Source organism: Pseudomonas sp. B2021 (genome assembly GCF_018135665.1).
GTDB classification, from domain to species: domain Bacteria; phylum Pseudomonadota; class Gammaproteobacteria; order Pseudomonadales; family Pseudomonadaceae; genus Aquipseudomonas; species Aquipseudomonas lactis.
In genome coordinates, this window is the sequence record NZ_SMOF01000001.1 from 4810350 (window position 1) to 4822696 (window position 12347).

15 protein-coding genes are annotated in these 12347 nt (G+C 60.5%); 7 read left to right on the top strand and 8 right to left on the bottom strand.

Annotated features, from left to right (window positions below; translation table 11 throughout):
* Window positions 1–160 precede the first annotated feature (160 nt).
* From E1K68_RS21675 to E1K68_RS21685, 3 genes are all read left to right on the top strand, one after another.
* The gene (locus E1K68_RS21675; protein ID WP_003193783.1) at window positions 161–472 is read left to right on the top strand and encodes a DUF962 domain-containing protein; all 312 of its coding nucleotides are present in this window, start codon (window positions 161–163) and stop codon (window positions 470–472) included.
* Window positions 473–924: 452 nt separating this feature from the next.
* Window positions 925–1107, top strand: a complete 183-nt coding sequence (locus E1K68_RS21680; protein ID WP_003193784.1) for a hypothetical protein — start codon at window positions 925–927, stop codon at window positions 1105–1107.
* A 103-nt stretch (window positions 1108–1210) separates the two neighbouring features.
* Window positions 1211–2407: an MFS transporter gene (locus E1K68_RS21685; RefSeq protein WP_094775134.1), complete on the top strand. Its 1197-nt coding sequence runs from the start codon at window positions 1211–1213 to the stop codon at window positions 2405–2407.
* On the opposite strand, the gene arfB is transcribed toward E1K68_RS21685, so the two are convergent.
* Together arfB and E1K68_RS21695 are read right to left on the bottom strand one after the other, a co-directional pair.
* The gene (arfB, locus tag E1K68_RS21690) at window positions 2404–2817 is read right to left on the bottom strand and encodes an alternative ribosome rescue aminoacyl-tRNA hydrolase ArfB (RefSeq protein ID WP_003193787.1); all 414 of its coding nucleotides are present in this window, start codon (window positions 2815–2817) and stop codon (window positions 2404–2406) included. The genes E1K68_RS21685 and arfB overlap by 4 nt on opposite strands.
* Before the next feature lie 107 nt (window positions 2818–2924).
* Window positions 2925–4343, bottom strand: a complete 1419-nt coding sequence (locus E1K68_RS21695) for an amino acid permease (protein WP_057710461.1) — start codon at window positions 4341–4343, stop codon at window positions 2925–2927.
* 647 nt (window positions 4344–4990) lie between these two features.
* Between E1K68_RS21695 and E1K68_RS21700 the strand changes: the two genes are divergently transcribed.
* Together E1K68_RS21700 and E1K68_RS21705 are read left to right on the top strand one after the other, a co-directional pair.
* Window positions 4991–5128 (top strand): hypothetical protein, encoded by a 138-nt coding sequence (locus E1K68_RS21700; protein WP_003175756.1) that lies wholly within the window; start codon window positions 4991–4993, stop codon window positions 5126–5128.
* A 73-nt stretch (window positions 5129–5201) separates the two neighbouring features.
* Window positions 5202–6161: a leucyl aminopeptidase gene (locus E1K68_RS21705; RefSeq protein ID WP_212614642.1), complete on the top strand. Its 960-nt coding sequence runs from the start codon at window positions 5202–5204 to the stop codon at window positions 6159–6161.
* A 193-nt stretch (window positions 6162–6354) separates the two neighbouring features.
* On the opposite strand, the gene rluB is transcribed toward E1K68_RS21705, so the two are convergent.
* The 6 genes from rluB to E1K68_RS21735 all read right to left on the bottom strand — a co-directional run bounded on the left by rluB (window position 6355) and on the right by E1K68_RS21735 (window position 11284).
* Complete coding sequence (gene rluB / locus E1K68_RS21710) at window positions 6355–7563, bottom strand: 23S rRNA pseudouridine(2605) synthase RluB (RefSeq protein WP_212614643.1); 1209 nt, start codon at window positions 7561–7563, stop codon at window positions 6355–6357.
* 144 nt (window positions 7564–7707) lie between these two features.
* Window positions 7708–7899: a DUF1289 domain-containing protein gene (locus E1K68_RS21715; protein ID WP_212614644.1), complete on the bottom strand. Its 192-nt coding sequence runs from the start codon at window positions 7897–7899 to the stop codon at window positions 7708–7710.
* A gap of 126 nt (window positions 7900–8025) precedes the next feature.
* The gene (gene scpB, locus E1K68_RS21720; protein ID WP_003193794.1) at window positions 8026–8946 is read right to left on the bottom strand and encodes an SMC-Scp complex subunit ScpB; all 921 of its coding nucleotides are present in this window, start codon (window positions 8944–8946) and stop codon (window positions 8026–8028) included.
* Between the two features lie 12 nt (window positions 8947–8958).
* On the bottom strand, window positions 8959–9657 hold the full coding sequence (locus E1K68_RS21725) for a ScpA family protein (protein WP_164365898.1): 699 nt from the start codon (window positions 9655–9657) through the stop codon (window positions 8959–8961).
* Between the two features lie 120 nt (window positions 9658–9777).
* Window positions 9778–10407, bottom strand: coding sequence for an L-threonylcarbamoyladenylate synthase (locus E1K68_RS21730; protein ID WP_003193796.1), 630 nt, complete (start codon window positions 10405–10407; stop codon window positions 9778–9780).
* A gap of 13 nt (window positions 10408–10420) precedes the next feature.
* Window positions 10421–11284: a PHP domain-containing protein gene (locus E1K68_RS21735; protein ID WP_034134362.1), complete on the bottom strand. Its 864-nt coding sequence runs from the start codon at window positions 11282–11284 to the stop codon at window positions 10421–10423.
* A gap of 87 nt (window positions 11285–11371) precedes the next feature.
* Between E1K68_RS21735 and E1K68_RS21740 the strand changes: the two genes are divergently transcribed.
* Both E1K68_RS21740 and E1K68_RS21745 read left to right on the top strand, forming a co-directional pair.
* On the top strand, window positions 11372–11968 hold the full coding sequence (locus tag E1K68_RS21740; protein ID WP_003193799.1) for a septation protein A: 597 nt from the start codon (window positions 11372–11374) through the stop codon (window positions 11966–11968).
* Between the two features lies 1 nt (window position 11969).
* The gene (locus E1K68_RS21745; RefSeq protein WP_003193801.1) at window positions 11970–12269 is read left to right on the top strand and encodes a YciI family protein; all 300 of its coding nucleotides are present in this window, start codon (window positions 11970–11972) and stop codon (window positions 12267–12269) included.
* The last annotated feature ends 78 nt before the right edge of the window (window positions 12270–12347 follow it).

The window sequence follows — 12347 nt, forward strand, 5'->3', positions numbered from 1 at the left end:
GGCGTCTTCTTATTGAAAGCAGGCTCAAACGGCAGCCAGGAAGCCAAGGATACTAAAGTGGCATCTATTGTCACTGGCTGTTAGCACTGTTCACTCTAGACTCAAATAAGCTCCCCGCCGCGCACCCGTTGGCGGCACAACAACCAGAGGGCCGGTCACCGTGGAAAACATCAAGAAATTCAACAGTTTTGCCGAGTTCTACCCGTACTATCTGGCCGAGCATGGCAACAGCACCTGTCGACGCCTGCACTTTATCGGCACCACCCTGGTGATCGGCATTCTCGCGTACGCCATCGGCAGAGGCTCATTGGTCCTGCTGCTGGCCTTGCCGCTCGCGGGCTACAGCTTTGCCTGGATAGGCCACTTCTTCTTCGAAAAGAACCGCCCCGCCACCTTTCAGCACCCGTTTTACAGCTTGCTGGGCGACTTTGTGATGTACCGCGACATGATCCTCGGCAAGGTGCCGTTCTAAGACTTGCCCCTTGTAGGAGCGAGCTCGCTCGCGAAGCACCTACAGACACCGCTGGCTACCTGACGCACCGAGTTATCGTTGACGCTTTTCGCGAGCAAGCTCGCTCCTACAGTCTTTTAGGAGAAAAATGGGCGAGACAGTCGAGATAAAAGTCTTTTTGTCATTTACGGTGCTGTATCCTGCCAAGGCTTTTTGAGAGCGCGGAATCACCTGCGATTGAAAAAACAGACCTTGCGAGGAGCGACCACGATGCACGAGATACCTAATCTCCCCTTCCCAAGCCTGCACCCAACTGAGCAGCCAACACCGCAGCAGGCCAGCGACAAGCAGCCTGAGGCCAAAGAAGCAAAACCAGTCGAGCGCGAAAGCCGGGACTGACGCCGTACCAGACCGTGTGGAAAGCGCGCCTTTGAGCGCTTTCCACACTGCCTGAATCATCCGAGACCTTCACTATGACCACTTCCCCTTCCGACACGCCGGACGCCGCCGTACTCGACGCTGCCTTGCAAATGGTCGAAGTCTGGAACCGCCTCAGTGCCGACAAGCAAGCGGCACTGCTCAAGCGCTTTGGCACTCAGGAAAACGCCCTGGCGGCCCTGGTGACCACCCAATTGCTGGCCCCCGCCCACGCTTGATCGGCTTTAGATCTGACGTTTTACATTTTTGCCGCCCTGCCCGGCCTGCGCGCCGGTATCATTAGCAGCCTATCTTTACCTGCTGCGACAGTGGATCTCTCCCATGCCAGATACCCAGCGCCCTATGGCGGTCACGCTGCAAGTCGTTTCCATCGTGCTGTTTACCTTTATCGGCTACCTGAATATCGGCATCCCCCTGGCCGTATTGCCCGGTTATGTGCATAGCCAACTGGGCTATGGCGCCGTTATCGCCGGGCTGGTAATCAGCGTGCAATACCTGGCTACCCTGCTGAGCCGCCCCTATGCCGGCAAGATCATCGACAACCTGGGCAGCAAGCGCGCCGTGCTGATCGGCCTGGTGGGCTGCGGTTTGAGCGGCGTATTCATGTTGCTGGCGGCGTGGTTCTCCAGCCTGCCGGCCTTCAGCCTCGGTTGCCTGCTGATCGGTCGACTGGTGTTGGGCAGCGCCGAAAGCCTGGTGGGTTCGGGCGCGATTGGCTGGGGCATTGGCCGTGTCGGCGCGGCAAACACGGCCAAGGTTATTTCCTGGAACGGCATCGCCAGCTACGGCGCGTTGGCCGTCGGCGCACCGTTGGGGGTGCTGCTGGTCAGCCACTTGGGACTGTGGAGCATGGGCGTCAGCATCATTCTGTTGGCCGTGCTGGGTGTGTTGTTGGCCTGGAAAAAACAAGCCGCGCCGATTGTGCCCGGCATCCGTTTGCCGTTCATGAATGTGCTGGGCCGCGTGCTGCCCCATGGTTGCGCGCTGGCATTGGGCTCTATCGGCTTTGGCACCATCGCCACCTTTATCACGTTGTATTACAGCACCCAGCACTGGGATAACGCGGTGTGGGCCTTGAGCCTGTTCGGTGCCAGCTTTATCGGCGCGCGCTTGCTGTTTGGTAATTTGATCAACCGCATTGGCGGGTTTCGCGTCGCCATCGCTTGCCTGTCGGTGGAAGTGCTGGGCCTGCTGTTGCTGTGGCTGGCGCCGGATGCCCAGCTGGCGTTGGCGGGTGCGGCGTTGAGCGGCTTCGGCTTTTCCCTGGTGTTCCCGGCGTTGGGGGTAGAGGCGGTCAACCTGGTGCCGGCCTCCAGCCGTGGCTCGGCGGTGGGCGCCTATTCGCTGTTTATCGATTTGTCCCTGGGCATCACCGGGCCACTGGCGGGCGCCGTGGCGGCAGGTTTTGGCTTTGCCTCGATCTTCCTGTTCGCCGCCCTCGCCGCTTTCGCCGGTTTGCTGCTGAGCGTCTACCTGTACCGGCAGGCGCCCAAGGCCCGCGAAACACGCGACGCCTAGAAGTCGACCTTGCCGCGCCCGGCCTTGATGCTGCCGCGCTTGGTCTTGGACTCCAGGCGGCGTTTCTTCGAGCCCAGGGTAGGCTTGGTCGGACGGCGTTTTTTCTCGACCTTGGTGGCGCTCTGGATCAACTCCACCAGGCGCTCCAGCGCATCGGCGCGGTTCTGCTCCTGGGTGCGATATTGCTGGGCCTTGAGCACCAGCACGCCTTCGCTGGTGATGCGGCTGTCACGCAGTGCCAGCAAGCGTTCCTTGTAGAACTCCGGCAACGAAGACGCCGGAATATCAAACCGCAGGTGCACCGCACTCGACACTTTATTGACGTTCTGCCCACCGGCACCCTGGGCGCGAATGGCGGTCAGCTCAATCTCGGCATCGGGCAGCTGTACGTTGTTGGAAATCACCAGCATGTAACACGGTCCTCCGGAAGAAGCCCTAGGATACGCGAATGCACCTTGGCCATCCCCTCAAACAACAAACCCGGCACAAGGCCGGGTCTGCTTAACAACATTGACGCTTACTTCACCGCGGGGACCGCCATATCCATGGACTGCTGCGCCCGCTTGTTCTTGACCCAGTAACAAACGCCCATGAACGCCACCCACACCGGGATCGCGTACACCGAGCGGTCAATGCCCGGAATCATCAACATGGTGCCCAAAATAAACACCACAAACGCTACACAGATGATGTTGCCATACGGGTACCACAGCGCCTTGAACAGCGGCACCTGGCCGGTGCGGTTCATGTGCTGGCGGAACTTGAAGTGGGAGAAGCTGATCATCGCCCAGTTGATCACCAACGTGGCCACCACCAGCGACATCAACAGTTCCAGCGCGTCATGGGGCATCAGGTAGTTCATCAGCACCGCCACCAGGGTGATCGCCGCCGAGGCCAGGATCGAACGCACCGGCACACCGCGCTTGTCGATCTTCGCCAGGGCCTTGGGCGCGTCGCCTTGCTCGGCCATGCCCAAGAGCATGCGGCTGTTGCAGTAGGTGCCGCTGTTGTACACCGACAGCGCGGCCGTCAGCACCACGAAGTTGAGAATATGCGCGGCCGTGTTACTGCCCAGCATCGAGAACACCTGTACGAACGGGCTACCGCTATAGGCATCGCCGGAGGCGTTGAGGGTCGCCAGCAGGCTGTCCCACGGGGTGAGCGACAGCAGTACCACCAGGGCACCGATGTAGAAAATCAGGATGCGATAGATCACCTGATTGATCGCCTTGGGGATCACGGTACGTGGCTGGTCGGCTTCGGCAGCGGTAAAGCCGAGCATTTCCAGACCGCCGAAGGAGAACATGATGATCGCCATGGCCATCACCAAGCCGCCGACGCCATGGGGGAAGAAACCACCATGCTCCCACAGGTTGCTGACCGAGGCTTGCGGGCCGCCGCTGCCGCTGACGAGCAGGTAGCTGCCCAGGGCAATCATGCCGACGATCGCTACCACCTTGATGATGGCGAACCAGAACTCGGCTTCACCGAAGACTTTGACGTTGGCCAGGTTGATCGCGTTGATCAGCACGAAGAACGCCGCCGCCGAGACCCAGGTCGGAATCTCCGGCCACCAGTAGTGCACGTACTTGCCGACGGCCGTCAGTTCCGACATACCCACCAGAATGTACAGAATCCAGCAGTTCCAGCCCGACAGAAAGCCGGCGAAACCGCCCCAGTACTTGTGGGCAAAGTGGCTGAAGGAGCCGGCGACCGGCTCCTCGACAATCATTTCGCCAAGCTGGCGCATGATCATGAAGGCGATAAAGCCGCAGATGGCATAGCCCAGGATCATCGAAGGGCCGGCGGATTTGAGCACCCCGGCCGAGCCCAGGAACAGGCCGGTGCCGATGGCGCCACCGAGGGCGATCAACTGGATATGCCGGTTTTTCAGGCCGCGTTTCAGCTCGCCTGAAGAAGAATGGGGTCCACTCATGAAAAGGGTCTCACGCAAGGTTTGAAGAGTTGAATGCAGGTTGCTGCCTTGAATTACCGACTCAAGCAGCGCCGCTCAAACCCCAGCGCAGGCACCAGGAGTACAGCGTCTTTCTAATGGTCATGCGTCACCTGTTTGTTTTTATCTGTGACGAAATCGAACCCGTCCGGCTCGTGGCCAGGCGGAGTGATCAGGGGGATCAAACCCTGAGGTCTTGGCCTTTTGCGTGGGTACGCAAGGGGGGTCACAGTAAAACGCGGCGCATTGTACACCGCTCGACAGCTTCGGCACGCACCGGGAAAGTGCACAGGCAAATCTGTCAGCTAATGCTTACATCAGCATGCCCCCCAGCAAAGCCAGGGCAGTTACGTAAATCTATCGTTACACCCCGGAAAATCTGCGTTACAGCCAGACTTTGTAAGCCTTCAACGGAATTCTGTCGGTAGGCAACGTCTGAAGAATCGCTTCAGCCAATTCACTGTTTTACCTGAATAAAAAAACTCGACAAAAAACAGAAGAAAAAATCCAAATGAAACCGTGTCAATAAATTTTTTGCATTTCGAAACACTCTCTTCTAGGTTCTTTGCACTTGCCCACGAAGCCCGTGGGTGAGCCGTTCTCAATCAACGTCCTCTAGGAGGTACACCATGCAAGCATTGGAAAACGACCTGGAAACCGAACTGCAACTCGACGATTGGTTTGAAGCGCCGACCCATGAGGCCGCCGTTGAAATGATGCAAGCCGATGCCGTTGTGCCTTTTGGCACTGCGATGTGGCCTTTCTAATACCCGGCAGGCATCCGGCAGGCGCTGTGCACGGCGCCTGCCCCCTTACCCAAGGCACAGAAGGACACCCGTCATGGACAAGGCCCGCGCCGTCGAACATTTTCTCTACTACCTGGCACACCACCCCGCCCTCAACGGCCTGAACCGCCCCACCGTGTTGCTGGGCCACACCGAGCGCTATGACGCCATCGCCCAGGCGATTACCCACGGCAGCGCCGCCCGCTTCAACTTTCAACTGCAACGCCTGGACCTGGCGCCCAGCGACACCCTGGCCCAGGCCATTCAAAGCTGCGACCTGTACCTGTTTCTCTATGATTCCTCCACGCTGCCCAACCCACGCGCCGAAGGCCCGGACTTTATCCGTGCCCTGCAAGGCGTGATGGCCGAGCACTGGAAAAAATCCCTGCTGTTCAAGGATTACGGCGACTATTTCTACGACACCTTCAGCGTCGAGCCCCAACGCATCGCCGACCTCAACGCCACACTGATCCGGCGCATGGCCCAGGCCAACGTGCTGAGCTTTACCGACAAACACGGTTCGCGCCTGGAAGCGCCGATGAGCAGCATCAAGAAGTGGACCAATATCAACGGCGTCGGCAACCACGACCTGGCGCCCGGCGAAATCGCCACCCACAGCGAAGCCATCAACGGCCAGGTGCGGTTTGTCGGCACCTTCCTCAGTACCATCCCCTTTGCACGCAAATACGGCGTGCTGCAATCACCGCTGGAGTTATGGATCGAAAACTCCACCGTTTGCAGCGTGGCCAGTGATGTGCCGGGGCTGGCGGATGATTTCAACAAGTACCTGAATGCCAACCCGTCCAACCGTCGTGTGGAGGAGTTGGGGATTGGTACCAATGAAGGGGTCAAGGACCTGTATGCGCGCAATGCCGGGTTTGAAGAGCGCCATTGCGGGTTGCACCTGGGCTTGGGTGGCGGGCAGAAAGGCAGTCATCACCTGGACCTGATCTTTGCCAGTGGGGTGCTGGCGCTGGATGACAAGCCGGTGTTTGATGGCGCCTTTGCCTTTTAAAAATCCGTCAGACGTATAGAGATCCCTGTGGGAGCCGGGCTTGCCCGCGATAGCGGTGGGTCAGTTAGCATAAAGGTGGCTGACCCACCGCTATCGCAGGCAAGCCAGCTCCCACAGTTGATTGCATTTCAAAGGTAGATCGCAAAAAAAACGCCAACCCTAGGGTTGGCGTTTTTGTGCAGCGCTTAACGCATCACTGCGGCTTCTTGCGACCAAAACCAGGGCGCTGGCCGGAACCGGCCGGGGCGCCACGGCGCTTGCCCGACGGCTCGTCCGCGACCAGTTTCGGGCCAGGGCGCTTGTTCGCCGCTGGCTTGGCTGGACGCTTGGTGCTGGCGTTGTCGGCCGGGCGATCCGATTCACCACGGTTGCTACGACCACCCGCCGGAGCAGGACGCGGCGTACGTGGCGCACGCTCGCCTTCCTGACGCGATGGCGTGGTGGGGCGGCGTTCACCTTCAATGTGCGGCTGACGCGAGATACGACCGCCGGTGGCCGGTGCATCCAGCGCAGGGCGCAGGGTGCGGGCAACACGTTCGGTACGTGGCACCGGGCGCGACGATTTACGCTGCATACGCTCAAGCTTGTCTTTGCTCTTGGCGTTCATCTGCGGCATGGCAACCGGCGTCAGGCCCACTTCGGCGCTGAGGATATCGACTTCGTACTGGCTCATTTCGCGCCAGCGGCCCATCGGCAGGTCGGAGTTCAGGAACACCGGGCCAAAACGCACGCGCTTGAGGCGGCTGACCACCAGGCCCTGGGACTCCCACAGGCGACGCACTTCACGGTTACGGCCTTCCATCACCACGCAGTGGTACCAGTGGTTGAAACCTTCGCCACCTGGCGCCTGCTTGATGTCGGTGAACTTGGCCGGGCCGTCTTCGAGCACCACGCCCGCCTTGAGGCGTTCGATCATCTCGTCATCGACTTCACCACGCACACGCACGGCGTATTCACGGTCCATCTCGTAGGACGGGTGCATCAGGCGGTTGGCCAACTCACCGTCAGTGGTGAACATCAGCAAGCCGGTGGTGTTGATGTCCAGGCGGCCGATGTTGATCCAGCGGCCTTCTTTAGGCTTGGGCATCTTGTCGAACACGGTCGGACGGCCTTCCGGGTCGTCACGGGTGCAGATCTCGCCGTCGGGCTTGTTGTACATGATCACGCGGCGCACCGATTCGGCGGCCTCTTCACGCTTGATGACCTTGCCATCAATAGTGATTGCATCGTGCAGGTCGACGCGCTGGCCGAGGGTGGCCTCGACGCCGTTGACCTTGATGCGCTTCTGGGTGATCCAGGCTTCGACGTCGCGGCGCGAGCCCACGCCGATACGCGCCAGCACCTTTTGCAGTTTTTCGCCTGCTGGGCCGATTTCCTGGTCTTTCTGGTCTTGGTCATTCATCGTAAGCACCTCCCGGTGGGTCGATTCAGGCATGGCCTGAGGGGTATTGAAAGCGGGGCCTTGGCCGAATAGGTCGGCAAGGGGTCGCGAATCATACGCGCATGGCGCGTGTTGCGCATCACAGACTAGCCGATAACGCCCAGCTCATTTGCTTTTCCGCCGACTGGTGGCCCCCAGGGCCAGCAATCGCAGCTCGGCTTCGGCCAATACCGTGCGCTTGTCGGCTTTATCGAGTTTCTTCCAGGCACGGATTTCACGCTTGCTGCGGCCACAGCCGACGCAGATGTCGTCGTTGAATTTACAGATGCTGATGCACGGGTCTTTCAGGGCACTCATGGTCGATCCTCTGTGGGAGCTGGCTTGCCTGCGATGGCATCACCTCCTTGCATCTGAGAGACCGAGGCGTCTGCATCGCAGGCAAGCCAGCTCCAACATGGGTTGCGCGGTGAACGTCAGAGCCGGTCAGTCTTCGAGCTGGCGGCGCTCGTTTTCGATGGCCTCGGCCAGCGCCCGGGCTTCGTCTTCTTCGTCACTCAGGGGCGGCTGTTCGAGGGCGGCGACGGCGGCCAGGAGCTTTTCCCGGGCCTGGGCCACGCCAAGCACATCGTCTTCGGCTTCGACCTCAGGCTCGGATTCAACGTTCACCTGGGTTTCTGGCTCCGCCGCACCATCACGCAGCAAATCGTCGAAGTCGGTCTTGATCCCCTGCTCCATGTCGTCCAGTTCCAGCAACAGCGTATGGAAACTGGTCTCGTCCTTGGGCTCCTCCGGCTCGGCGCTGGCGTCGGCCAGTTCCTGCAGGCTTTGCGGCACCGGCGCGTCGTCGAAGTCGAGCACCGGCTCGGCTTCCATTTCCCGCAGTTCGGCCAGGGGCGGCAGATCGTCGAGGTTTTTCAGGTTGAAGTGATCGAGGAACACCTTGGTGGTGGCGAACATCGCCGGTTTGCCCGGCACATCACGGTAGCCGACGATGCGAATCCACTCGCGCTCCAGCAGGGTCTTGACGATATGGCTGTTCACCGCCACGCCACGCACGTCTTCGATCTCGCCGCGGGTGATGGGCTGGCGATAGGCGATCAGCGCCATGGTCTCCAGCATCGCCCGGGAATATCGCTGCGGGCGCTCTTCCCACAACCGCCCGACCCACGGCGAAAACTTCTCACGGATCTGCAGGCGGTAACCCGACGCCACTTCGCGCAGTTCAAAGGCACGGCCCTCGCAGGACTTGCGCAGGATCTCCAAGGCCTTCTTGAAGACCGGCGGCTCCGGGCGTTCGGCTTCTTCAAAAAGCTCGAACAGGCGCTCCAAAGATTGCGGTTTACCCGAGGCCAGGAGAAAGGCCTCCAGCAAAGGGGCCAGTTCGCGGGGTTCAGTCAGATTCATCGATTCAGCTCGTTATTCGGCTCGCGCCCGCACGTGGATAGCCGCAAAAGGCTCATTCTGCACCAGCTCGACCAAGGACTCCTTGACCAGCTCTAGGATCGCCATAAAGGTCACCACCACACCCAGGCGCCCTTCTTCGGCGGTGAACAACTCGACAAAGGGCACAAACCCACCGCCCTTGAGACGTTCCAGCACATCGCTCATGCGCTCGCGGGTGGACAGCGCTTCACGGCTGACCTGGTGGCTCTCAAACATATCACCACGGCGTAGCACCTCGGCCATGGACATCAGCAATTCTTCCAGGCTCACGTCTGGCAGCAATTTGCGCGCGCGCGCCTCGGGGGCGTCGAGCTTGGGCACCACCACATCACGGCCCACACGGCTCAGGCCGTCGATGCCTTCGGCGGCGGCCTTGAAGCGTTCGTACTCCTGCAGGCGGCGGATCAACTCGGCGCGTGGGTCATCCTCTTCGGCTTCCACCGTTTCCGAGCGCGGCAGCAGCATGCGCGACTTGATCTCGGCGAGCATGGCCGCCATCACCAGGTATTCAGCGGCCAGTTCCAGGCGCACCGACTGCATCAGCTCGACATAGCCCATGTACTGGCGGGTGATTTCTGCCACCGGGATGTCGAGGATATTGATGTTCTGCTTGCGGATCAGGTACAGCAGCAAGTCCAGCGGGCCTTCGAAGGCTTCAAGGAACACCTCCAGGGCGTCCGGCGGGATGTACAGGTCCAGGGGCATTTCCATGACCGCCTGGCCGTACACCATGGCAAACGGCAGTTCCTGCTGGGCGCCGGCCTGGGGGTCAGCGGTTTCCACGGCCGACATTCAGGCCTCGACCATGAACGGAGCCGGGTCGCCACAACCCACACGCACCACTTCTGGCTCACCGTCGGCCAGGTTGATCACCGTGGAGGCCTTATTGCCGCCGTAGCCGCCGTCGATGATCAGGTCGACGTGTTTTTCCAGCAATCGGCGCATTTCGTAAGGGTCGTACAACGGCTCGGTTTCGCCGGGCAGGATCAACGACACGCTCATCAGCGGTTCGCCCAACTCGGCCAGCAGCGCCAGGGCAATCGGGTGTTCCGGCACGCGCAGGCCGATGGTGCGCTTCTTGGGGTGCAGCAACAGGCGCGGCACTTCGCGGGTGGCGTTGAGAATGAACGTGTAGGGCCCCGGCGTGTGGGCCTTGAGCAGACGGAAGGTGCCGGTGTCGACCTTCGCAAACAGCCCAAGCTGGGACAAGTCGCTGCAGATCAGCGCAAAGTTGTGCTTGTCGTCCAGCTGGCGTAGGCGCCTTACCCGCTCGACCGCGCCCTTGTCGCCGATCTGGCAGCCAATGGCGTATGACGAATCCGTCGGGTAGATGACTACACCACCGGCACGGATGATCTCTACGGCCTGCTTGATCAGGCGCGCTTGAGGGTTTTCCGGATGAATCTGGAAGAATTGACTCACGTGCTCTACCTGTTCAGACGGTGGCAATAATGGGGTCATGCTTGAATCGCCCCCACAACAGCGGCAGATCTTCCGGGACCTGGCGATACTCGCCGATCTCGGACCAGCCGCCTGGGCCATGAAAGTCACTGCCGGCACTGACCAGCAGACCAAATTCGCGGGCAAGGATCGCCAGGCTGCCGACCTGTTCGGCGGGTTGATGCCCGTTGACCACCTCGATGGCGTGGCCTCCCGCTCCAATATAGTCGCTGATCAGCTTGCGGCGCTTGCTGCGGGTGAAATCGTAATGCCAGGGATGCGCCAGGCTGACCCAGGCCCCGGAGGCCCGCAGGGTCTGGACAGTGTCTTCCAGGGTCGGCCAATGCAGCTTCACATCGCCCAACTTGCCGGCGCCCAGCCATTTGCGAAAGGCCTCGGCGCGATCCTTTACATACCCTTCACGCACCATCCAGTCGGCAAAGTGCGGACGGGCCGGTGCGTTGCCGCTGTCGCCCAGCTCCTGCTGGATGGCGCGGGCGCCGTCGAGGGCACCCGGCATGCCTTTAAGGCTGAGCTTGCGGCTTATTTCTTCGGACCGCAGCCAGCGGCCATCGTGCAATTGGGCAATCGCCGCCACCAAGGGCGGGGCCTTTTGATCAAAACCGTAGCCCAGCACATGGATGGTGGCGCCGCCCCAGGTGCAGGACAATTCCACGCCATTGACCAGCTGCATGCCCAGGGACTGCGCGGCCTGGCGGGCTTCGTCGAGGCCTTCGAGGGTGTCGTGGTCGGTCAATGCCAAAACTCGCACGCCTTTTTCAAACGCACGCGCAACCAGTACCGCGGGCGCCAGGGCGCCGTCGGAGGCCGTGCTGTGGCAGTGCAAATCAACATTCACGGGAGTGTGTAACCTCAAGTCAGCTGGCGCTATCGCAACCAAGGATGTTTGTTATTATGCCGCCACATCCAGCTTCTGGCTCTTACTGTGAAACAATTCATCGACTTCATCCCGCTGTTGCTGTTTTTCATCGTTACCAAACTCGACCCCAGGGTCATCGAAATCGCCGGCCACGAGTTATCGTTCGGGGGCATCTACAGCGCCACCGCCGTACTGATCGTCAGCTCAATCCTGGTCTACGGCGCCATCTTCATCTCCCAGCGCAAGCTGGAAAAAAGCCAATGGCTCACCCTTATCGCCTGCCTGGTATTCGGCGGCCTGACCTTGGCCTTCCACAGCGAAACCTTCCTTAAATGGAAAGCCCCGGTGGTGAACTGGCTGTTCGCCCTGGTGTTCATCGGCAGCCACTTCATCGGTGACCGCCTGCTGATCAAGCGGATCATGGGCCATGCGCTGACCTTGCCGGAGCCGGTGTGGGTACGCCTGAACGTGGCCTGGATCGTGTTTTTCCTGTTCTGCGGCGCCGCCAACCTGTTCGTGGCGTTTACCTTCCAGGACTACTGGGTCGACTTCAAAGTGTTCGGCAGCCTGGGCATGACCGTATTGTTTTTGATCGGCCAGGGTATCTACCTGTCGCGTCACCTGCATGACACCGCTGCTACCACACCAAAAACCGAGGACTGACATGCTCTACGCCATCATTGCCACCGACGTTGCCAACTCCCTGGAAAAACGCCTGAGCGTACGCCCGGCCCATGTCGAGCGCCTCAAACAGCTGCAAGCCGAAGGCCGCATCGTACTGGCCGGCCCGCACCCGGCCGTCGACAGCAATGACCCGGGCGACGCCGGTTTCACCGGAAGCCTGATCGTGGCCGAGTTCGCTTCCCTGGCCGACGCCGAGGCCTGGGCCAAGGCTGACCCTTACGTTGCAGCAGGGGTCTACACCGATGTGGTGATCAAGCCGTTCAAGCAAGTCTTGCCTTGAGCCCGGCTGCGTCGAACCTAATCGTTTCGGCGTACTCATAATGGCTCACGGCGTCACCGGTGGGGCCTTCGCCGCCGA